We start from the raw sequence: 22,339 nt of genomic DNA, 5'->3' as shown, positions 1-22,339 counted from the left end.
ACCCACCTGACAACATTTGATTAAAGCAGGTCTTTTACTGCTTTGGCCACGTCTGCGGCTGTGATGCCAAACTTTTCGAACAAGGTTTCAGCGGGTGCAGATGCCCCAAAGCTGTCCATGCCGACAAAAGCCGCCTTTTTGTGATTGCCGCGCTCGCCGAGCAACCACTGGTCCCAGCCTTGCTGAATGCCAGCTTCAACCGCGACCCGTACCGGACCTGCTGGCAGAACGCGCTTGCGGTAAGCTTCGTCTTGCTGCGCGAACAGTTCCATACACGGCATGGACACGACGCGCGCGCCGATGCCTTCGGCCTCAAGCAGGGCTTTGGCTTCCATCGCTACTTCGACTTCGGAACCCGATGCCATGATGATCGCTTTGCGCTTGTTTTCCGCCTCTGCCAGAACGTAGCCGCCTTGTGCGGACAGGTTCTTGGTTTTGTGCGTGGTGCGCACGGTTGGCAGGTTTTGACGCGACAGGCACAGCACATGCGGCGTGCTGGTCGATGTCAGCGCCATTTCCCATGCTTCAGCCGTTTCCACCGTATCCGCAGGGCGGAAAACGTTGGTGTTTGGCGTCGCACGCATCATCGCGAGGTGCTCAACAGGCTGGTGTGTCGGGCCATCTTCGCCAAGACCAATGGAATCGTGGGTCATAACGTAAGTCACAGGCACGCCCATCAACGCAGACAGACGCATCGCGCCCCGTGCGTAGTCGGTAAAGCACATGAATGTGCCGCCGTATGGTTTCGCACCACCGTGCAGCGCCATGCCGTTCATCGCAGCGGCCATACCGTGCTCGCGCACACCGTAGTAAACGTAACGGCCTTTGCGGTCAGTCGGGTGGAACACGCCCATGTCAGCGGTTTTGGTGTTGTTCGACCCTGTGAGGTCGGCAGAGCCACCAATGGTTTCCGGCATGATCGCGTTGACGACTTCCAGTGTTTTCTCGGATGACTTGCGTGTCGCCATTTTTGGCGCGGAATCTGTCGTCTGCTTTTTGAACGCGCGAATTACAGCGGACAATTTCGCTGGGGCTTCGCCTGCGTACTGGCGTTTGAATTCCGCCTGCTTGGTGCCGGACAGTTTGTCGAAACGGGCGTCCCAATCGGCATGAGCCGCTTGGCCGCGTTTCGCCATGTCTTCCCAGCTTTTTTTGATGTCAGCGGGGACTTCAAACGGGCCGGTTGTCCAACCGTAGACTTCTTTGGCAGCGGCCATTTGGTCGGCATCGGTCAAAGCGCCGTGGCCTTTGGATGTATCCTGCGCTGCGTGACCCAAAGCGATGTGGGTTTTGCAGGCGATCATCGACGGGCGTGGGTCTTTTTTCGCCTCAGAAATCGCGGCGTCGATCGCTTTTGGATCGTGACCGTCGATTTCCAACACATGCCAACCGGATGCAGCAAAGCGCTGCGGCTGGTTGGTTTTGTCGGCGATATCAACGGTGCCGTCGATTGTGATGTTGTTGTTGTCCCAGAACACGATCAGGTGCGACAATTCCTGCATACCGGCAAGAGCCAGCGCTTCTTGGGATACGCCTTCCATCAAACATCCGTCGCCAGCCATTACATATGTGTAGTGGTTAACGATGTTTTTGCCCCAAGTGGCGCGCTGGATTTCTTCGGCAATCGCGAAGCCAACAGAATTGGCAATCCCTTGGCCAAGCGGACCTGTTGTGGTCTCGATACCGCGGGCGTGGCCATATTCAGGGTGGCCTGCTGTTTTGGCACCCCACTGACGGAAGTTTTTGATCTCGTCGAGCGTGATGTCTTCGTAGCCCGTGAGGTACATCAGGGAATACAGCAGCATCGATCCGTGACCTGCGGACAGGATGAACCGGTCGCGGTCGGCCCAATCGGGGGCTTTAGGATCAAAGTTGAGGTGGTTCTCGTACAGAACTGTTGCAACATCGGCCATGCCCATCGGCATACCTGAGTGGCCAGAGTTGGCGGCGGCGACAGCATCCAATGTCAGCGCACGAATGGCGGCTGCTTTCATCCAATGGTCGGGGTTTGCTTCACGCATGGCTGCAATATCCAAGGCAACGGTCCTATCGGGCTAAGTTTTGGCGTTAGGGGGTGTCATATCACCGACGCGGTTAAGATCAAGCACGCATCATAAGTGGTTGGCATAGTTACACTACCGCTCAACTGCGGCATTTGCGGGGGGGCTGCGGTTGGCATAGAGTTTGTGACATGTTCCGCGATTCGCGGTTTTGATGCTACGAGAGGACGACGCATGACAGACGTCACGCAGTTAGAGCAGCGGATTTCGGTCGCTATGGACCGGATTGAACGTGGTCTCGGAACGATGGCCGAGCAGGCGGCGGATTTGGAGACTGGCGTTGATGCGGCGGGGCTCGCCACGCAATTGGACGAAGAACGGTTCGCCAATGCGCAGCTTGAGGAACGTGTCAAAGCGCTCAAAGAGCGGCAAGATACCAAAATTACTGAACTCGAAGCGCGGGTTATCGCCCAACGCGACCAGATGGCAGCACTTGATACAGAATTACAGCGGTTGCGGGCGTCCAGCGCGGACTTGCGCGAGGTGAACGCGCAATTGCGGACGGCGGCGTCCGAAGGTGTGGCCGAACCGGAACTGATCAACCGCGCGATGATGGCCGAAGTTGAGGCACTGTCAGCGCAGCGGGCGTCTGAATCAGCCGAAGTTGACGCGATCCTGAAAGAACTCAAACCCCTGATCAAGGAGGCCTGATATGCCCCATGTCGAGATTGCCATCGGTGGCCGGACGTTTGAAGTGGCTTGTCAGGAAGGCGAAGAGCATTTCCTACACTCTGCGGCTGCTATGCTGAACGAAGAGGCATCACATATGTCCGCGCAAATCGGGCGGATGCCAGAAGCGCGGATGCTGCTGATGTCGGGCCTGATGCTGGCGGACAAAACGGCTGGCCTTGAGGAAAAGGTCAAAGAAGCGGAAACCCGCATGGCGCAACTGCAAGCACGGATTGATACGTTGGAAAGCAACCCTGCGCAGGTCGAAGTGCCTGTCATTCCAGCGGGTGTGAGCGATGCAATGGCGCAGATCGCAGCACGGGCAGAAGCACTGGCGGCAGAGGTCGAACGCCGGGTTGGATAGTTAGAGTCGTACCCACGTTCTGCGGGTACGACATTTGTATGACGCATCGATTTTTCTCGAAAAATCGCGGCAGCGCTTAGCCGTTCGCTTCGCGGATTTTGTCGGCTGCGTCTTTGTCGAAGGTCACTGCGTTTTCTGAAAACAGCGTGTCCAATTCGCCAGACAACGTCATTTCGGTGATGATGTCACAGCCACCGACAAATTCGCCTTTGACGTAAAGCTGCGGCACGGTTGGCCAGTCGGAATAATCTTTGATGCCTTGGCGCATGTCGTCGTCGGCCAATACGTTCACATCGGCAAATTCAACGCCCATGAAGTTCAAAACACCAGCGACGCGCGAAGAGAACCCGCATTGCGGCATGGATTTTGTACCCTTCATGAACAGTACAACGTCGTTGCTGGTCACGGTTTCTTTGATTTGGTCTGCGATAGTCATAGTGGTGTCCTTCGTTGTGGCCTCGAATTTTCGCGAAAATTCGGACAAATTTTCTGGAAAATTTGGGATCAATCGGGGGCTTTGGTGGTCAGCGCAAGGGCGTGAAGTTCGCCATTGCTGCCGTCCATTTTGCCCTTCAGCGCCGCATAGACCGCCCGTTGTTGCTGCACGCGGTTTTTGCCTCGAAAGCTTTCGTCGATAACTTCGGCCGCGAAATGCGCGCCGTCGTCACCTTGCACGGTGACTTTCGCCTGCGGAAAGGCATCGCGGATCAGGGTTTCAATGTCGTGAGCGGTGATCATGGCGCGTCCTTTTTGCGTGTTGCATTTAAACTAGGTAGTGTGCCGCCGGTCGGCAAGGGGGGTGCCTCCCGGCGGGGGATTTAGAAGAAGTCAAAGAAGCGGGTGTTACGCCACAGCATTGGCGAAGGCACTGCGGAAGATCTGTTGCAGCGCGTCCAGCGGGGCCGTTGATGTCCCGAATGTGACTGATGTGCCGGATGCCGTGCCGATTTGCGTCAGTGCAATGTCGGCGGACTTGGCGGCAGCCGCGAGCGACTTTGCTTGCGCGGGGGTGCAGGCGATCAGGTAGCGGGCTTGGTCCTCGCCGAACAATGTTGCGGTGTCGCCCAAGGTCACGTTGATCCCCACGCCTGCGGCTTCAGCCAGTTCAAACGCGGCAAGCGCCAGCCCGCCATCTGCGATATCGGTGCAGCAGGGGATGTCGGCGTGGTTGGCGCGGATGAAGTCGCCGTGTGCTTTTTCGTCCTTGAGGTCTACTGTTGGGGCGTCGCCTTCAACGCGCCCGAAAGCTTCGGCGAGCAGGGCGGATTGACCGAGGTGTCCGGAAGTTGATCCGACCAGCAACAGCACGTCGCCGTCCTGCAGAATACCCGTGATCGCGCGGTCTGGCGTGGCGATCAGGCCAACGGCCCCAATGGTCGGTGTGGGCAGAATGCCTGTGCCGTCGGTTTCATTATAGAGCGACACGTTGCCGGACACGATGGGCATGTCCAGTGCGATGCACGCTTCGCCAATGCCTTTGATCGCACCCACAAACTGGCCCATGATTTCAGGCTTCTCTGGATTGCCAAAGTTCATGTTGTCGGTTGTTGCCAATGGTGTAGCACCCACGGCTGTGAGGTTGCGGTAGGCTTCGGCGACGGCTTGTTTACCGCCTTCAACGGGGTTCGCTTTGACGTAGCGAGGAGTCACGTCAGAGGTGAAGGCGATGGATTTTGGTGTCCCGTGCACGCGCACGATGCCGGACCCGGCACCCGGTGTGCGGGATGTGTCGCCCATGACTTGCTGGTCATATTGTTCGTACACCCACTGTTTACCCGCATAGTTTGGACTAGAGATCAGCGCCTTCAGGCCGTCGATTGGATCGATGTCCAACGCTTCGGTGAATGGCGTCGCCGCTGGTGTTTCCACCCACGGACGGTCGTATTCGGGCGCAGAGCCGGACAAGGTCGCGAGCGGCAAGTCGGCTTTGACTTCGCCGTTGTGCAGGATCAGGAACCGGTCTTCGGCGATGGTTTCACCGACGATGGCGAAATCGAGATCCCATTTGATGAACACGGCGCGGGCTTCAGCCTCAAGTTCCGGTTTCAAGACCATCAACATGCGTTCTTGGGATTCCGACAGCATCATCTCGTAGGCTGTCATGTTGTCTTCGCGTTGTGGTACGTCTTCGAGGTTCAGCTTGACGCCCAAGCCGCCTTTGTCGCCCATCTCAACGGCGGAACAGGTCAGGCCAGCGGCGCCCATGTCTTGGATCGAGATCACAGCGCCGGTCGCCATGAGTTCCAGAGTGGCTTCCATCAGGCGTTTTTCCGTGAACGGATCGCCGACTTGGACCGTCGGGCGTTTGTCCTCGATCGTGTCATCGAATTCGGCAGAGGCCATCGTCGCACCGCCAACACCGTCACGGCCTGTTTTTGCGCCAAGGTAGACGACGGGCATGCCGATGCCAGACGCCGCGGAATAAAAAATCTTGTCGGTGTCTGCGAGGCCTGCGGCAAATGCGTTCACAAGGCAGTTGCCGTTATAAGACGGGTCAAACCGGACTTCGCCGCCGACCATTGGCACGCCAAAACAGTTGCCATAACCGCCAACGCCCGCAACAACGCCGTTCACTAATTGTTTGGTTTTCGGGTGATCTGGCATCCCGAAGGACAGCGAATTCATAGCGGCGATGGGCCGTGCGCCCATGGTAAAGACGTCGCGCAGAATGCCGCCAACGCCAGTTGCCGCCCCTTGGTAGGGTTCGATGTAGGACGGGTGGTTGTGGCTTTCCATCTTGAAGACCACACATTGACCGTCGCCGATATCCACGATGCCCGCGTTCTCGCCAGGACCGCAGATGACTTGTGGACCCTCGGTAGGGAGGGTGCGCAACCATTTCTTGGACGACTTATATGAGCAATGCTCGTTCCACATCGCGGAAAAAATGCCCAACTCTGTGAAGCTCGGCTCGCGGCCGATGATGTCGAGAATACGCTTGTATTCGTCAGGCGACAGCCCGTGTGCGGCGATCAATTCGGACGTGATGGCTGGTTCGGTCATGTGGCAATCCCCTGAGCATTCGCGGGCCTTTTAGACTGCGTTTGCAAGCGGGGGAAGTGCGTGTACGGGAAAGGGCTGCGTTTTTGGCTAAAAACCCTGAGGGACTGCGGTTTTTATGATGAAAAATCAGCGATCCCCGTGGTCCAAAAAAAAACTGCCGGGCACTAAGGCCCGGCAAGTCCAACAGGGAGGTGAAGGAGACAAGCGTTAAAGCATCATCACCTTCGAGGCTTGAGATAGGAGTGGGGTCCCCACCGATCAAGAAAATAATGCACAGTATTTCGCATGACCGATATGCGTGTGTTGCATAACTGCCGTTATCTAACTGCCTAAATACTGACGTAAGGACCTGCAATTCAATCGTTTTTGCGGATTTTAGGCGGTTATAAAAGACGGCTATTCCAGTGCTGCCGCTTCTCTGATCTTGCGCCGATGCGAGATAATTTCGTCCTGAACAAAGTCGCGAAACGCGCTGATCCGCTTGGATTGGCGCAATTCTTCGGGGTAGGCGAGGAAAACGGGGACCTCACCCGACTCGATTTCGGGCAATACACGGACCAGATCGGGGAAATCTTCGGTCACGTAATCAGGCAACACGCCGATTCCGAGGTTGTTCAACACACCTTGCAGCACGCCAAAGTAGTTATTCACGGTAAACAGGCTGGGTACATCATAGGTCATCAGGTGCTGAACAAGCGTTGAGCTTGCGCTGACCTGAACAGACGACGGTGACTGACAAATCAAGCGATGATTGCTGATCTCTTCGATATCGCGGATGCCACCATTTTTCTCAAGATAGGTTTGCGACGCATATAGCCGCATCCGCACGGACATCAGCCGTTTGCGGATAAGATCAGCTTGGGATGGTTCTTTCATACGGATCGCGACGTCGGCTTCGCGCATCGGTAAGTCGAGCAGGCGTTCTTCTAACATGAGATCGATTTTCAAGTCGGGGTATTGTTCGTAGAGTTTTGGCAGGCGCGGTGCCAACCATAATGTCCCGAATCCAGTTGTGGTCGTGACGCGCAGGTCGCCGAACACTTCTTCTTCAGAATCGCGAATCCGCGCCGATGCGGCCTCGAGCCGTTTGTTCATCGATTTAGTCGCGTCGAACAGCAACTCACCTTGCTCGGTTAGAATCAGTCCACGCGCATGGCGGTGAAATAGCGTGGTGTTCAGGCTTTCTTCGAGCGCACGAACCTGCCGCGACACTGCGGATTGGGATAGATGTAGTGTCTCACCCGCATGGGTCAGCGACCCCGCATCGGCCACGGCATGAAATATTCTTAGCTTGTCCCAGTCCATAACGTGTCCCTGCGGCTGTTTGTTTGTTCTTAATTGAACTTTGTTTACGCTAACACCTCATTAAGGCGCAATTGTACTTAAAGGGGAAGTTTTCGCTTTGTAGGTCAGAAAGTATGACCTATTGTGGGGGTGTTATCCAATCGGGGAGGTGGGAGATGACGCAGGACCGTATTACGCTCAATGACAGATATGACTTAACAAAACGTCAAGTTCTGTTGAACGGGACCCAAGCCCTTGTCCGCTTGATGCTTATGCAAAAAGCGCGCGACACGCAGGCTGGGTTGAACACCGCCGGATATGTGACGGGTTATCGCGGATCGCCGCTTGGCGCGGTCGATATGCAGATGACCCGTGCGCGCAATGTCTTGGCCCCTGCGGATGTGACATTTCAGCTTGGTTTGAACGAAGATTTGGCCGCGACCGCCCTGTGGGGATCGCAACAGGCCGAACTGCGCGGCGAAGGTAAATTCGACGGTGTGTTCGGGCTTTGGTACGGTAAAGGCCCCGGTGTGGACCGTTCCGGCGACGTGATGCGGCACGCGAACATGGCCGGATCATCGCCACATGGTGGTGTCATCATGGCAATGGGCGATGACCACACGGGCGAAAGTTCGACAACATTACACCAAAGCGATTGGGCGATGCTCGACGCCTATATGCCCATCGTGAGCCCTGCCGGTGTGCAAGAAATTCTCGATTACGGCGTGTATGCGTGGGGGCTCAGCCGCTTTGCCGGTGTTTGGGTCGGCCTGAAAACGATGAAAGACACGATTGAGGTCACGTCGGTTGTGGACGGTGATCCCGACCGCGTGAAGCTGGTCGAGCCGGACAACTTTGACATGCCAGAGGGTGGTTTGAACATCCGTCTGGTGGACACGCCGCAGCTGCAAGAAGCGCGGATGATCGACCATAAACGCTACGCCGCCGAAGCATATAGTCGCGCAAACCGGATGGATCAGCGCAAACTGGGCAAGGCGGGGGCCAAGATTGGCTTTGTCGCGGCTGGCAAAAACTACCTTGATTTGGTCCACGCGCTGAACCTGCTTGGCGTGGACGAAGCCGAAGCCGAACGCCTTGGCATTACTGTATATAAGGTCGGTCAGGTTTGGCCGCTGGATATGGCCAGCTTCCATGATTTCGCCGAAGGGCTTGATCTGATTGTTGTCGTTGAAGAAAAGCGCAAGCTGATCGAAGTGCAGGTCAAAGAAGCGATTTTCGACGACCGCCAAGGTCGGCGCGTTTACGGTTGGCACAAAGGGGATGAACATTCCGAAGGTCGCCGCGAAGAGATTTTCCCAACAAAAGCAGACTTAAACCCGATCTGGATCGCCGAAAAAGTCGGCGGCATCTTGATCGAAGAGGGCTGCGGGTCCGCCGCTGTGACCGCTGGTCTCGCGCAAATCTCTGAGGCCCGCAAAGCTGACAACCAGCCCGAAATCGCGGCGCGTTTGCCGTATTTCTGTTCCGGTTGTCCGCACAATTCTTCCACCAAAGTCCCCGAAGGATCACGCGCCTACGCAGGTATTGGCTGCCATTATATGGTGCAGTGGATGGACCGCGACACTGTCGGCTTTACGCAAATGGGCGGCGAGGGCGCGAACTGGGTAGGCGAAGCACCGTTTTCGACACGCGATCATGTGTTCCAAAATTTGGGCGACGGCACTTACAACCATTCTGGCGTGCAAGCGATCCGCTTTGCGCTGCTTGCGGGCACAAATATCACCTATAAAATCCTGTATAACGACGCGGTTGCCATGACCGGCGGGCAGGGGAACGACGGTGATTTGACCGCCGATCAGATTTGCCGCGAATTGGTAGCGATGGGTGTGCAGAACCTCGAAATCGTTTACGACGAGAAAGAGGATATCGATTTTGCGCTTTATCCCAAAGGCCTTACCATTTCCGAACGCGCAGAATTACCCGCTGTCCAAGATCGGTTAAGCAAGGTCAAAGGCGTGTCTGCGATTGTCTACATCCAGACCTGTGCGGCGGAAAAACGGCGGCGGCGCAAACGTGGGCAATTCCCTGATCCTGACAAACGCGTGTTCATTAACACCGACGTTTGCGAAGGTTGCGGCGATTGCGGCGTGCAATCGAACTGCGTATCTATTGTCCCTGCGGAAACCGAATTGGGCCGCAAACGCGCAATTGATCAATCGTCCTGCAACAAAGATTTTTCCTGCGTCAACGGCTTTTGTCCGTCGTTTGTCACCGTCGAAGGTGCGAAAATCCGTAAATCCGCAACCACCAGCATCGATTTGCCTGACATGCCTGATCCGGTTTTGCCGACCATAAACGGTACACATAACGTGGTGATTACAGGCGTCGGCGGCACTGGCGTTGTGACCATCGGTGCCGTGATGGCGATGGCCGCTCATCTGGATGGCAAAGGCGCTGGCATGATGGAAATGGCAGGCCTCGCGCAAAAGGGCGGTGCCGTGCATATCCACTGTCGTTTGGCCGAAAAACCGTCTGATATCAACGCGATCCGTGTTGCTGTTGGCGAGGCGGACACGCTGATCGGCGGCGATTTGGTGGTTTCTGCTGGCGCGAAAACGCTGGGCCTGATGAAGCAGGGCCGCGCGATGGGCGTTGTGAACTCTCACGAGATCATCACCGGCGATTTCACGCGTGACACGGGCTTTAAGCTGCCAACGGACCAGTTGAAACTGTCGCTTGAGGCGCGTTTGCAAGACCGTTTGGCGTTGTTTGATGCGTCTGATCTGGCCAAGGCGTTGATGGGCGACAGCATTTTCTCCAACATGATGATCTTCGGGGCGGTCTGGCAAATGGGCGGCATTCCTCTGTCCGGTGCTGCAATCCGCGAGGCGGTGACGCTGAACGGGGCTGCGATCGAGCAGAACTTGCGCGCTTTTGATCTGGGTCGCTGGGCGTACCTGCACCCTGACCAAGCGGCGCGTGTTTTGGCGCCAAATGTGACGGCAAAGCCTAAAACTTTGGACGAGAAAATTGCATATCGTGCTGATCATCTGACCTCTTATCAGGGCAAAGGGTTGAAAAAACGTTACCTGAAAATGCTCGACGGTATCACCGATCCTGACCTCAAGGGCGCTGTGGCTGAAGGTTATCATAAGCTATTGTCTTATAAGGACGAATACGAGGTCGCGCGGCTCTTGCAGGACACCAAAGAAAAGGCAGCAGCCGAATTCGATGGCGATCTGAAACTGACGTATCATCTTGCCCCGCCGTTCTTGTCGAAAATAGGTGCCAACGGACGTCCGGTGAAACGTGAATTTGGTGCGGGAATGGGCAAGATGTTCCCGCTTCTGGCGCGGTTCAAGGCCCTGCGCGGGACATGGTTTGACCCCTTTGGGCGCACTGCAGAACGCCGGATGGAACGCGCCTTGATCGCGGAATACGAGGCGGATATGGCGCAGATCATCCCCGCGATCCGACCCGAAACACGCGACGCAGCGATTGCGTTGGCGCGGTTGCCGCTCGACATTCGCGGCTTTGGTCCCGTCAAAGAAGCCAACGCCCGCAAAGCCGCGAAACGTCGCGAGACACTGCTGGCTGACATGAAGGCAACGCCAGTGCCTATCGCCGCCGAATAACCAGTTTCGCGGTGCCGCGTACATCAGAGTTGTCTCTGAAACACACACGGCACCGCGACGCTTCGGCACGAAATTGACGCCTCTTAAAAAGAAGCAAAGCGCATGATGGATTTCTTGCGTCAGGCCACGTATGCTTTGTCTCAGGACCCAATCGACACAAACAGATTGGGCCGCGCATGCGAGGCAAAACATAAGGGGCGGACCAATGGCGGTCGGAATATTTGATAGCGGTGTCGGTGGTTTAACGGTTCTGGACGCGGTGCAAAAGCGGTTGCCGGACGTGCCGTTTGTGTACTTTGGTGACCACGCCCACGCGCCTTACGGGGTCCGCACGGACGACGATATTTACAATTTAACAACCAAGGCCGTCGAACGGCTCTGGGATGCGGGCTGTGATCTGGTGATCTTGGCGTGCAACACGGCCTCTGCGGCGGCGCTACGTCGGATGCAGGAAAGCTGGATTCCGACCGACAAGCGCGTCTTGGGCGTGTTCGTGCCGTTGATCGAGGCGCTGACCGAACGGCAATGGGGCGATAATTCGCCACCCCGCGAAGTTGGCGTAAAACATGTGGCGCTTTTTGCGACGCCCGCCACGGTGCGCAGCCGCGCATTCCAACGTGAACTGGCGTTCCGCGCGATTGGCGTGGATGTCGAGGCCCAAGCCTGCGGCGGTGTCGTCGATGCAATCGAAGACGGCGATCTGATCTTGGCCGAAGCGCTCGTGCGCAGCCACGTCGATGCGCTGACCCGCAAAATGCCAAGCCCTGATGCAGCGATTTTGGGCTGCACGCACTACCCGTTGATGGCCGAGGCGTTCCAAGACGCATTGGGCGCAGATGTAAAGGTCTTTAGCCAGGCGAACCTCGTCGCAGAAAGCCTCGCCGACTATTTAACACGCCGTCCCGAGATGATCGGGGCAGGGACCGAGCCGCTGTTCCTGACCACGGGCGACCCAAAACGGGTGTCGCGCAACGCCACACAATTCCTGCGCAAAGAGATTACGTTTACGGCAGCCTTTCCATAAAGCAGCCCACCAAACGCCGTAATCGCGCCCAAATAAAGTCCAGTTAGAGCGTTAACAAAATGTTAATGCTCTAAATTGGATTTGAATGATGCGTATTTTGATGATCTCAGCGGCCTTTATTTTAGGGCTCACATCGACTGTGCAAGCGGCAACCTTGAACGTGAACAATATCGCGGGGGGCCTCAGCAGCGACTATACGACGCCGACGGAAATTGCATTTGGGTTTGACGATGTCGCCGGGACGCTTTCGTCAGGCACCTACAATATCTTTAATTTTGCGAATTTGGCATCAGGGGCCCAAACGGTTAGCTTGACGTTTCAATTGCCTGCCGCGCTGACATCCTACCAGAATGCGGGCGGTTATGTGCGCATGAAAGAAACACCTTTCCAATACTCTGCCGAAGAGGGGACGCGGACTGATTTCGATCTCGTCTTCAATCCTGGCAACTTGGCTTCTGCGGTGGTGTCACAGACGTTGTCGTTTAATTTGGACGACACTTATACCGGATCGCCATTGTTTTTCGCGGTTAACGTGACGCATGGCTCGTCGGGCGCAGTGTCCTTTGGTGTGAACGCACCCGGCAACGCAATCGCGCCTTCGCCTGTCCCAATTCCGGCCGCTGGTCTGATGCTTTTGGCGGCTTTAGCAGGATTTGCCGCGTTACGTGGTCGCAAGGGCGGCTTAGTCGCGGCCTGATACGTCCGCACGCCTTGCATCCGCGCCTGTCTCGCGCCACATAAAGGGTGACGCAGAAATAGGGCAGACCGGTGACACAAAAAATCGCAATTCTTGGGGCTTCTGGTTACACTGGGGCTGAACTTGTCCGCATTATCGCGACGCATCCGTCGTTTGAAATCGTGGCGCTGTCCGCTGAACGCAAAGCCGGCCAGCAAATGGCCGATGTATTCCCACACCTGCGCCACCTTGATCTGCCGCCACTGGTCAAGCTGGACGAAATCGATTTTGCTAACGTCGATCTGGTCTTCGCCGCCTTGCCGCACGGACTATCCCAAGCGTTGGTCCGCGATCTGCCTGAACACGTCAAGGTTGTGGATCTCGGCGCGGATTTCCGGCTGCGCGATCCTGCGGCCTATGAAAAATGGTACGGCGCACCCCATGTCGCGGTCGAGCTGCAAAAAACGGCGGTCTACGGCCTGACTGAATTTTACCGCGAAGATATCAAAAACGCACGGCTAGTGGCTGGCACTGGCTGCAACGCCGCGACCGTGCAATTCGCGCTGCGCCCGTTGATTGCAGCCGATGTGATCGATCTGGACGACATCATCTGCGATCTGAAAAACGGGATTTCCGGTGCGGGGCGTGCGCTCAAAGAAAACATGCTGTTCACTGAGCGTGCAACAGATGTCCAAGGTTATGCGCACGGCGGCAAGCACCGTCATTTAGGTGAATTTGATCAAGAGTTTACCGAGATTGCAGGCCGCAAAGTTGAAATTCAATTCACACCGCATCTGGTGCCAATGAGCCGCGGCATTCTGGCGACCTGCTACCTCAAAGGCAACGCCGAAACGGTATATCAGACGCTCGTCGATGCTTACAAAGACGAGCCGTTCATCATCGTGCTGCCCTACGGCCAACAGCCGGGCACGGGCCACGTCGCAGGTTCGAATTACTGCCATATCGGCGTCAGCACAGACCGGATTTCGGGCCGTGCGCTGGTGACTTGCGTGCTGGATAACCTATGCAAAGGCTCGTCTGGCCAAGCGGTGCAAAATGCGAACCTGATGCTGGGTCTCGATGAATCCGCAGGATTAACCATGGCGCCTGTGTTCCCATGAGTGGTTTAAAAAGCCTCAAGAAAACGCGCCGCATCCAAGTCATTGGCTTGGCTGGGGCTTGCGTTGTGGCGATCTTGTTTATCCTCGCGATGTTGCCCGAAGAATCGTTCCAGTTCTTCCGCTCGCCGTCCGAGATCGCTGACGCACCGCCGCCGCCAAACGAGTTGTTTCGCATCGGTGGCTTGATCGTAGCAGGCTCAATCGAATCGAATTCGGGCGAAACCGTGCGATTTAATGTCACCGATGGCGGGGCAACTATTCCGGTCGTCTACACAGGCATTTTGCCGGATCTGTTTGGCGATGGTCAAGGCATGGTCGGGCAGGGCCGCTACATTAACGGCACCTTCGAAGCCGTTGAAATCCTTGCCAGACATGACGAAACCTATATGCCAAAAGAAGTCATCGACGCGCTGAAAGAACAGGGCAACTACGTGGCACCGGACGGTGCTAACGCAACGAATTAACCATTTCCTCTGACCTTCGCCATATCATGGCAGAGGACAGAGTTTATGCAATCGATCCAAGACATTGCCCGCGAAATTGTCGCCCGCGAGGGTGGCTATGTGAATGATCCCGATGATCCCGGCGGGGCGACAAATTTCGGGGTCACGATTCACACAATGCGCCGTTTGGGGCTGGATTTGGACGGCGACGGGGTGGTGGACACCGACGATGTGCGCCGCTTGACCCGCGACCATGCCGAAGCAATTTTCATCGAACATTACTTCGAGGAACCCAAAATCCACGCGCTACCGCAGGTCTTGCACGCTAGCATTTTTGATATGTACGTCAACGCAGGTTCTCATGCCGTCAAGATTTTACAACGCCTTTTCAATGAGATGAGGATCGTTGTTGCAGTAGATGGTCTGATAGGCCCGCAAACAATCGCCGCCGCCCAACAGGCAGTCGCAGCCGCGCCGAACCATATCGCAGACGCCTACGGCATTGCGCGGCGCAACTACTATTACGCCCTCGCGGACGCCCGCGTGGCCAGTCGAAAATACGCCAAACGCCTCGATGGTGGCAAAGGCGGATGGATCACACGCGCCGAAGAATTCATCTCGCCACGCTTCCACCTGACTGCCGCGCAACATGCTGAAAGGACCGCGTCATGGGGTTAATCACAAACATCATGGGCTTGCTTTTCGGCAACAATCGCAACGTCTTAATCGAAACGGCGCAGGTGTTTCGCGAGAACGCCGAGAACGCCAGCGCACGTGCGAGCGACATACAAACCGAAGCCCTCCGCCAATTTGCCACCGAATTTAGCCACCCGCGCCGAAGCTGGTTTGACGTCATGATCGACGGCATGAATCGCTTGCCGCGCCCGATGATGGCGCTTGGCACGCTCGCTTTGATCGGGGCGTCGATGGCGGACCCGATCTGGTTCGCCTCTAGGATGCAGGGGCTTGCCCTCGTGCCAGAGCCGCTTTGGTGGCTGATGGGCGCGATTGTCAGCTTTTATTTCGGGGCGCGGCATCAAGCAAAGGGGCAAGAATTTCAACAATCCGTCACCGATACGATGGCCCGCACGGGTCAGGTGACACGCAACATCCAAGCGATCAAAGGGCTAGCCCCCGACGCGCCGACGCTGACCAAATCCGCCATCTTACCCACTGAAAACGCGGCTCTTTTAGACTGGCAGGGCAAGCATGGATAGCGCGTGGGTGGCACGGGTCGAACAACGGTTGAACGCCATTGAAACACGTAGCGCGGTGGATGAGGTCCACCGCGCCAACGTGGCTGACAGGCTGGGCCATATCGAAGACGCGCTCAAGTGGTTGGTCCGCTTGGTCATCGGCGGGTTACTGATGTCTGCGGTTGCATTCGTCCTGCAAGGCGGTCTGGCGCTGTAGCAAACCTTCCACCCTCTGAAATGTGACAATCCGTCCCTGACTTCAGTCTGTTCGGGGGCGCGGCGCAGTGCTATGTCTGCGGCATGATAAATGAACTTGCCCATTTCGCCCTGATCCTCGCTTTCGTCGTGGCGATCGCACAGACCGTCATGCCGTTGATCGGCGCGCACAAAGGGTGGCGCGGGTGGATGGCCATGGCGCAACCCGCCGCGACCTCGCAATTTATCCTCGTGGGCTTTGCCTTTGTGGCGCTGACGTGGGGCTTTGTGACCTCTGATTTCTCGCTGCGCGTCGTCACCGAAAACTCGCATAGCTTAAAGCCGATGCTCTATAAAATCAGCGGCGTTTGGGGCAATCATGAAGGGTCGATGCTGCTTTGGTTGCTGATCCTGACGCTGTTCGGCGGCTGTGCGGCATGGTTCGACGGTGGCTTGCCCGAGACACTGCGCGCCCGTGTTCTAGCCGTGCAATCCTCTGTTTCTGTTGCGTTTTATGCGTTCATCTTGTTCACGTCGAACCCGTTTGACCGCCTTGCCGTACCACCATTTGACGGCCAAGACTTGAACCCGTTGCTTCAAGATCCGGGCCTCGCGTTCCACCCTCCATTCCTCTACCTCGGCTATGTCGGGCTGAGCATGGCGTTCTCATTCGCCGTCGCAGCCCTGATCGAAGGCCGCGTCGACGCCGCATGGGGCCGCTGGGTCCGCCCGTGGACGTTGGCCGCGTGGATGTTCCTGACCATCGGCATCGCACTTGGCTCTTGGTGGGCCTATTACGAACTCGGATGGGGCGGTTTCTGGTTCTGGGATCCGGTCGAAAACGCATCCTTTATGCCGTGGCTGATCGCCGCTGCATTGCTCCATTCCGCCATCGTTGTCGAGAAACGCGAGGCGCTGAAAAGCTGGACAATCCTGCTTGCGATCCTCGCGTTCGGTTTCTCGCTGCTCGGCACATTCATCGTTCGGTCAGGCCTGCTGACGTCCGTGCATGCCTTTGCCAACGACCCGCAACGCGGCATGTTTATTCTCGCCATTCTCGCGTTCTTCGTCGGCGGATCATTAACACTTTACGCGGCCCGCGCACGGGTTTTGGCAGCAAACGGGGTCTTCGGAACCGTCAGCCGCGAAAGCGCATTGGTCCTCAACAACATCCTACTCGCGGTCAGCTGTTTTGTCGTTTTCATCGGCACGATCTGGCCCTTAGTCGCGGAGATGGTTTGGGGCCGCACGCTATCGGTTGGCCCGCCGTTTTTCAACGCGGCGTTCACGCCATTCATGGTGCTACTCGCTCTTGTTTTGCCCATCGGGTCATTGTTGGCATGGAAACGCGGCACACTGACAAGAGCGAAAAAACCGTTGTGGGGCTGGGCGTTACTCGCGATTTCCATGGGCGCATTGGCCTATGCACTGCAGAGCGGACGGTCGGCACTAGGCCCCGTTGGCGTCGCACTTGGTGTTTGGGTCGTAGGCGGTGCGCTGCTTGATCTCTGGCTGCGTGGCGGGCGTGAAAACCTTGCTGGTCGCTTGCGCCGGATCAGACGTTTGCCGCGTGCCGATTGGGGCAAATCCATCGCGCATATCGGCGTTGGCGTCACGACATTCGGGGTCGCGGCGATCCTCGCGTGGCAGATCGAAGACATCCGGGTGGTTAACATCGGTGACAGTTACGACGTGGGCCGCTACACCTTTGCAATCGACGAAGTCGTTCGCGCCGAAGGGCCAAACTACGTCACCACAATGGCGACCATCGACGTGACAAAGGGCGGGCGCGATATCGGCACGCTTTACCCTGAAAAACGGTTCTACCCCGTGGCACAAATGCCGACGACAGAGGCCGCGATCCGCAACGGAATCCTGCGCGACATCTACGTCGTAATCGGCGAACCACAAGCCAACGGCGGCTATGCAATGCGGGTCTATATCCAGCCATTCGCAAACTGGATTTGGGGCGGCTGTATGCTGATGGCGCTGGGTGCGCTGGTGTCGCTGACCGATCGCAGATTGCGGGTTGGGGCAGGGGCGTCCAAGCCGAAACCCGTCAAAGCGGTGCCAGCAGAATGAAGCGTCTTGCCCTCATCTTTGCCCTGATTGCCGCGCCTTTATGGGCCGTTGAACCCAGCGAAATGCTGGCTGATCCAGTGCTGGAAAAACGTGCGCGTGACCTGTCCGCTGGTCTGCGCTGCCCGATTTGCCAGAATGAAAGCATCGACGAATCCAACGCCTCGCTGTCAAAAGAGCTGCGGATCATTGTGCGTGAACGGCTTGTCGCGGGTGACAGTGATCAAGACATTATTAATTATCTTGTGGCACGCTATGGCGAATATATCCTGCTGACGCCCACCGTCACTGGGGCCAACTGGATTCTGTGGTTGGCGGCCCCCGGTCTTTTGATCGTGGCCCTTGGTGTGGGCTGGACGACAATTCGGCGCAAACCAGAGGCGACTGATCCGACGCTGTCTGACGACGAACAGGCGGCGCTGGATAAGATTTTACGCTCGTAACGCACCGTTCCTCTTTTCTAAAATAACACGGCCTTTAGGGTGCTGCCAAAGCCGCCGATTTGGTCGGGGCATGGAGGACGTGATCATGGACTATCGGGCAATCAAACTTGAAATCGACAACGGCGTGGCAGTGATCACGATGTCCCGTCCAGACGTGATGAACGCGTTAAACACACAAATGCGGGCGGAAATCACCCACGCGGTCAAAGCGGCAGAGGCCGAGGCGCGTGTGGTTGTATTGACGGGCGAAGGCAAAGCGTTCTGTTCCGGCCAAGATTTGGGCGACGGCGGCAACGCGGCATCGCTTGATCTGGAACGCACCTTACGCGACGAATATGTGCCGATGTTGCGGGCCATCGTGGACTGTAAAATCCCGACAATAGCGGCTGTAAACGGTCCAGCGGCAGGGGCTGGCGCGAACCTTGCGCTGGCGTTTGACGTGGTGATCGCGAGCGACGCGGCCTATTTTGTCCAGGCATTCACCCGCATCGGGTTGATCCCCGACGCAGGCGGTACGCATTTCCTGCCGCGTCAAATAGGGTCGGCACGGGCGATGGGGGCCGCACTCTTCGCGGATAAAATCAGCGCCACGCAGGCCGCTGATTGGGGCATGATTTACGAATCTATCCCTGCCGCTGACTTTGATGCGCATTGGATGGCGCGTGCGACCAAGCTCGCCAGCGGCCCGACAGTTGCTTACCAGCACGTGAAAACTGCATTGCGTGGGTCCAGCGACAACACCTTCGAGCAGCAATTGGCGTTAGAGGCAAAGCTGCAGGGCAAATGCGGCCAAACACGCGATTTCCAAGAAGGCGTTGTGTCGTTCCTGCAAAAACGAGCACCAGTCTACGAAGGCCGGTAAAGTTTCAGATAAACGCTATCGGACCACACGCCATTGATACAAAACGTATTTTTGGCAGTGTGGCTGATGGTGAATCCAAGGTTTTTAAGCAATCCAATCGACGCTACATGCTTTGGATCGACGTCCGCAAAGACCTCAGCCACATCGCTCACAGCCCAGATATGCGGTATGATTGCCTGCATTGCTTCGGTCACAATGCCCTGCCGCCAATAGTCGGGATGCAGCAGAAACCCGACCTCGTTGTCGCGGTGCATCCCCGCTGTGCCAATCGCACGACCATCCGTTTCAATGATGAAAAACACCAACGGTTCAACCGCAGCGAGCATCCGGTCAAGCTTCTCTTGGGTGATATCAGGGCTGTCATGCGGCGGCGTTGACCAAAACTGCATCGCGCGCGGATCGCTATAGATCGCGAACAGATCCATTAGATCATCTTGGCGCGCGCCGCGCAGGATAAGGCGTTTTGTCGTCCGCATGTGAAAAGGGCCGCCCGAAGGCGACCCTGAATTCTTAGCGCCCAAGATTTTAGCGTTTGTCAGGTGCAACGTAGTCGCGGGCGGTTTCACCCATGTACAACTGACGCGGGCGACCGATTTTCAATTGTGGATCGTCAAGCTGCTCTTTCCATTGGGAAATCCAGCCAACTGTTCGCGCCATCGCAAAGATCGGCGTGAACATCGACGTTGGGAAACCCATCGCTTCGAGGATGATCCCGGAATAGAAATCGACGTTCGGGAACAGTTTCTTTTCTGCGAAATACGGATCGGCCAGCGCTTGTTTTTCAAGCTCCATTGCGACCTGCAACAGCGGGTTGTCTTCGACGCCCAGCAGTTCCAGAACTTCGTCCGCAGATTCCTTCATCACGGTCGCCCGTGGGTCGAAGTTTTTGTAAACGCGGTGGCCAAAGCCCATCAGGCGGTAGCTGTCGTTCTTGTCTTTCGCACGGGCGATGAATTCAGGAATCCGGTCTACAGACCCGATTTCTTTCAACATTTCGAGACATGCTTGGTTCGCACCACCGTGGGCAGGGCCCCAGAGGCATGCAATACCAGCCGCGATACAGGCAAACGGGTTCGCACCGGATGATGACGCCAAACGCACTGTGGACGTAGACGCGTTCTGCTCGTGATCGGCGTGCAACGTAAAGATGCGGTCCATTGCTTTGGCAAGAACAGGGTCAACTTTGTACTCTTCAGCAGGGACCGAGAAACACATGTTCAAGAAGTTGGACGCGTAATCCAGATCATTGCGCGGATACACGAACGGCTGACCGATGGAGTATTTATAGGCCATCGCAGCAATCGTCGGCATTTTCGCGATCAGACGGATCGATGCAACCTCACGTTGATGCGCGTCGTCGATATCGGTGCTGTCGTGGTAGAATGCGGACATCGCGCCCACAACACCAACCATTGTCGCCATCGGATGCGCATCGCGGCGGAAACCACGGAAGAAGTTGTGCATCTGCTCGTGGATCATCGTGTGGTTCGTGATCAGCTTCTCGAACTTATCCAGCGTGTCGGCGTCCGGCAGATCACCATACAGCAGCGCATAGCACACTTCTAGGTAGTGCGATTCAGCGGCCAGTTGGTCGATTGGATAGCCACGGTGCAGCAATTCGCCTTTGTCACCGTCGATGAACGTAATCGTACTGTCACAGGCCGCAGTCGACGTAAAACCTGGGTCATATGTGAAAACACCAGCTTGGGCGTAGAGCTTGCGGATGTCGATCACGTCAGGACCAGCAGTCGGGGAATGGATCGGCAACTCGTAGCTTTGCCCATCAATCGTGAGCGTCGCGGTCTTCTTGGATTCAGTCATTGTAGTCCCCTTCTGAAGCGCATGCCGTTCTGGCCTGCGCGGCGTGGTGGCGTTGTTTTAGTACCCGTAACGATAAAACGTAACGAAAAGGTTTCAACCTGTGGCGTCTTTTAAGCGTGCCACCGTTTCGTCCTTGCCTAAAACAAGCATCATATCAAACACACTCGGAGAAACGGCCCGTCCAGCAAAAACCGCACGTAGCGGTCCCGCGAGCTTGCCAAGTTTCGTCTCATTGGCAGCGGCCACGGATGAAACAACACCCTCCAAGTCATCTCGGGTCCAAGTAGCATTTTGCAACTGCGGCGTCAATTCACGCAGTATACCTTTGTGTACATCATCCAGCGATTTCGCCGCTTTCTCGTCCGGCACAATCGGGCGGGATGTGAGAACAAAGTGAGCCTTTTCAAGTAGTTCAGGGAACGTTTTCGCCCGTTCCTTCAGGCTTGGCATGGCGGCAAGTAGCCCATCACTTTGCTGTTCATTCAGCGGGGTCGCGTCAGTCGCCGCAAGGAACGCCTGAATTTCGTGCAGCAGTGCAGCATCGTCGGTGACAGCATTGTGTTGACCACATATATTTTCCAGCTTTTTAAAGTCGAAACGCGACGGCGATTTGCCGATTCCGCTCAGATCGAACCAGTCTTGCGCTTGTGCGTCGCTAAAGAATTCATCGTCGCCATGGCTCCAACCCAAACGCGCCAGATAGTTGCGCATACCGGCGGCAGGATAGCCCATCGCTTGATATTCAGCGGCACCCGTCGCACCGTGGCGTTTTGACAATTTTTTGCCGTCAGGGCCGAAAATCAGCGGGATATGCGCAAGAACAGGTTTGTCCCAGCCCATCGCGTCGTAAATCATGTTCTGACGGAACGCATTGGCAAGGTGATCGTCGCCGCGAATAACATGGGTCACGCCCATATCGTGATCGTCCACAACAACTGCCAACATATAGACAGGCGTGCCGTCAGACCGCAGAATAATCATGTCGTCCAACTGGTCATTCGACCACGTCACATCGCCTTGAACCTCGTCATGCAGCGTCGTTGATCCATCACGCGGGGCCTTTACACGCACGGCAAACGGCAGGTCAGGGTGGTCGGTCTCGGCCACATTGCGCCAAGGCGAGCGGTACAACGTCGAGGTTTTATTCTCGCGGGCATCTTCACGGAAGGCTTCGATTTCTTCTTGCGTGGCAAAGCATTTGAACGCCGTGCCATCGGCCAGCATTTGCTGTGCAACTTCCACATGACGATCCACGCGCGACGCTTGCGACACAGGTTCGCCGTCCCAATCCAGACCCAACCACGTCAAACCATCCAAGATCGCTTGGGTGTTCTCATCAGTGGATCGCGCTTTGTCGGTGTCTTCGATCCGCAGTACAAATTTGCCGTCGCGACCACGGGCATAGAGCCAGTTAAACAGCGCAGTGCGGGCACCGCCAATATGCAAAGCACCGGTAGGAGACGGGGCGAAACGGGTGACAACTGGTTTATCGGACATCGGATT

At 56.4% G+C, this 22,339-nt stretch carries 21 protein-coding genes; 13 read left to right on the top strand and 8 right to left on the bottom strand.

The genetic code is table 11. From position 1 onward, the window contains the following. Positions 1 to 20 precede the first annotated feature (20 nt). Positions 21 to 2,036: a transketolase gene (tkt, locus tag FHS72_RS06600; protein ID WP_183527325.1), complete on the bottom strand. Its 2,016-nt coding sequence runs from the start codon at positions 2,034 to 2,036 to the stop codon at positions 21 to 23. Between the two features lie 198 nt (positions 2,037 to 2,234). Here tkt and FHS72_RS06595 point away from each other — a divergent pair, with 198 nt between their 5' ends. Further along, complete coding sequence (locus FHS72_RS06595; RefSeq protein WP_183527323.1) at positions 2,235 to 2,711, top strand: hypothetical protein; 477 nt, start codon at positions 2,235 to 2,237, stop codon at positions 2,709 to 2,711. Between the two features lies 1 nt (position 2,712). Further along, on the top strand, positions 2,713 to 3,093 hold the full coding sequence (locus tag FHS72_RS06590) for a cell division protein ZapA (protein WP_183527321.1): 381 nt from the start codon (positions 2,713 to 2,715) through the stop codon (positions 3,091 to 3,093). A gap of 76 nt (positions 3,094 to 3,169) precedes the next feature. Here FHS72_RS06590 and grxD read toward each other — a convergent pair whose 3' ends face one another. From grxD to FHS72_RS06570, 4 genes are all read right to left on the bottom strand, one after another. Next, positions 3,170 to 3,529 carry a Grx4 family monothiol glutaredoxin gene (grxD, locus tag FHS72_RS06585; protein ID WP_183527319.1) on the bottom strand — a complete coding sequence of 120 codons (360 nt, stop codon included), beginning with the start codon at positions 3,527 to 3,529 and terminating at the stop codon, positions 3,170 to 3,172. Between the two features lie 68 nt (positions 3,530 to 3,597). Continuing rightward, entirely contained in the window at positions 3,598 to 3,831 is a 234-nt protein-coding gene (locus FHS72_RS06580) for a BolA/IbaG family iron-sulfur metabolism protein (RefSeq protein ID WP_183527317.1), read from the bottom strand. A 105-nt stretch (positions 3,832 to 3,936) separates the two neighbouring features. Then, the gene (gene purL / locus FHS72_RS06575) at positions 3,937 to 6,096 is read right to left on the bottom strand and encodes a phosphoribosylformylglycinamidine synthase subunit PurL (protein ID WP_183527315.1); all 2,160 of its coding nucleotides are present in this window, start codon (positions 6,094 to 6,096) and stop codon (positions 3,937 to 3,939) included. A 396-nt stretch (positions 6,097 to 6,492) separates the two neighbouring features. Continuing rightward, on the bottom strand, positions 6,493 to 7,401 hold the full coding sequence (locus FHS72_RS06570; RefSeq protein WP_183527313.1) for a LysR family transcriptional regulator: 909 nt from the start codon (positions 7,399 to 7,401) through the stop codon (positions 6,493 to 6,495). A 155-nt stretch (positions 7,402 to 7,556) separates the two neighbouring features. Here FHS72_RS06570 and FHS72_RS06565 point away from each other — a divergent pair, with 155 nt between their 5' ends. From FHS72_RS06565 to FHS72_RS06515, 11 genes are all read left to right on the top strand, one after another. Then, on the top strand, positions 7,557 to 10,976 hold the full coding sequence (locus FHS72_RS06565) for an indolepyruvate ferredoxin oxidoreductase family protein (RefSeq protein WP_183527311.1): 3,420 nt from the start codon (positions 7,557 to 7,559) through the stop codon (positions 10,974 to 10,976). Positions 10,977 to 11,181: 205 nt separating this feature from the next. Beyond that, the gene (locus tag FHS72_RS06560; protein ID WP_183527309.1) at positions 11,182 to 12,000 is read left to right on the top strand and encodes a glutamate racemase; all 819 of its coding nucleotides are present in this window, start codon (positions 11,182 to 11,184) and stop codon (positions 11,998 to 12,000) included. 85 nt (positions 12,001 to 12,085) lie between these two features. Continuing rightward, the gene (locus FHS72_RS06555; protein WP_221235358.1) at positions 12,086 to 12,697 is read left to right on the top strand and encodes a VPLPA-CTERM sorting domain-containing protein; all 612 of its coding nucleotides are present in this window, start codon (positions 12,086 to 12,088) and stop codon (positions 12,695 to 12,697) included. Between the two features lie 71 nt (positions 12,698 to 12,768). Further along, positions 12,769 to 13,797 carry an N-acetyl-gamma-glutamyl-phosphate reductase gene (gene argC, locus FHS72_RS06550; RefSeq protein WP_183527305.1) on the top strand — a complete coding sequence of 343 codons (1,029 nt, stop codon included), beginning with the start codon at positions 12,769 to 12,771 and terminating at the stop codon, positions 13,795 to 13,797. Further along, positions 13,794 to 14,261: a cytochrome c maturation protein CcmE gene (gene ccmE / locus FHS72_RS06545; protein WP_183527303.1), complete on the top strand. Its 468-nt coding sequence runs from the start codon at positions 13,794 to 13,796 to the stop codon at positions 14,259 to 14,261. The genes argC and ccmE overlap by 4 nt, the downstream gene beginning before the upstream one ends. Before the next feature lie 45 nt (positions 14,262 to 14,306). Beyond that, positions 14,307 to 14,918, top strand: a complete 612-nt coding sequence (locus FHS72_RS06540) for a holin-associated N-acetylmuramidase (protein WP_183527301.1) — start codon at positions 14,307 to 14,309, stop codon at positions 14,916 to 14,918. Continuing rightward, a complete protein-coding gene (locus FHS72_RS06535; protein WP_183527299.1) occupies positions 14,909 to 15,457 on the top strand; it encodes a holin family protein in 549 nt (182 codons plus the stop codon). Before FHS72_RS06540 ends, FHS72_RS06535 begins: the two co-directional genes overlap by 10 nt. Further along, a complete protein-coding gene (locus FHS72_RS06530) occupies positions 15,450 to 15,653 on the top strand; it encodes a pseudouridine synthase (RefSeq protein WP_183527297.1) in 204 nt (67 codons plus the stop codon). The genes FHS72_RS06535 and FHS72_RS06530 overlap by 8 nt, the downstream gene beginning before the upstream one ends. A gap of 83 nt (positions 15,654 to 15,736) precedes the next feature. Next, positions 15,737 to 17,713, top strand: coding sequence for a heme lyase CcmF/NrfE family subunit (locus tag FHS72_RS06525; RefSeq protein ID WP_183527296.1), 1,977 nt, complete (start codon positions 15,737 to 15,739; stop codon positions 17,711 to 17,713). Further along, positions 17,710 to 18,153, top strand: a complete 444-nt coding sequence (locus FHS72_RS06520; RefSeq protein ID WP_183527294.1) for a cytochrome c-type biogenesis protein — start codon at positions 17,710 to 17,712, stop codon at positions 18,151 to 18,153. The genes FHS72_RS06525 and FHS72_RS06520 overlap by 4 nt, the downstream gene beginning before the upstream one ends. Before the next feature lie 85 nt (positions 18,154 to 18,238). Then, the gene (locus FHS72_RS06515) at positions 18,239 to 19,015 is read left to right on the top strand and encodes an enoyl-CoA hydratase-related protein (RefSeq protein WP_183527292.1); all 777 of its coding nucleotides are present in this window, start codon (positions 18,239 to 18,241) and stop codon (positions 19,013 to 19,015) included. On the opposite strand, the gene FHS72_RS06510 is transcribed toward FHS72_RS06515, so the two are convergent. The 3 genes from FHS72_RS06510 to gltX form a co-directional block, all read right to left on the bottom strand. Continuing rightward, positions 19,000 to 19,491, bottom strand: coding sequence for a GNAT family N-acetyltransferase (locus FHS72_RS06510; protein WP_183527290.1), 492 nt, complete (start codon positions 19,489 to 19,491; stop codon positions 19,000 to 19,002). The two genes, FHS72_RS06515 and FHS72_RS06510, sit on opposite strands and share 16 nt — an antisense overlap. 49 nt (positions 19,492 to 19,540) lie before the next feature. Beyond that, on the bottom strand, positions 19,541 to 20,836 hold the full coding sequence (gene gltA, locus FHS72_RS06505; protein ID WP_183527288.1) for a citrate synthase: 1,296 nt from the start codon (positions 20,834 to 20,836) through the stop codon (positions 19,541 to 19,543). Positions 20,837 to 20,929: 93 nt separating this feature from the next. After that, positions 20,930 to 22,333 carry a glutamate--tRNA ligase gene (gene gltX, locus FHS72_RS06500; RefSeq protein ID WP_183527286.1) on the bottom strand — a complete coding sequence of 468 codons (1,404 nt, stop codon included), beginning with the start codon at positions 22,331 to 22,333 and terminating at the stop codon, positions 20,930 to 20,932. Positions 22,334 to 22,339: the final 6 nt, after the last annotated feature.

Origin of the sequence: Yoonia ponticola, assembly GCF_014199395.1 — a bacterium.
Lineage (GTDB): Bacteria > Pseudomonadota > Alphaproteobacteria > Rhodobacterales > Rhodobacteraceae > Yoonia > Yoonia ponticola.
Note: the sequence above shows the minus strand (reverse complement) of the source record. Positions and strands in the feature narration are given on the sequence as shown.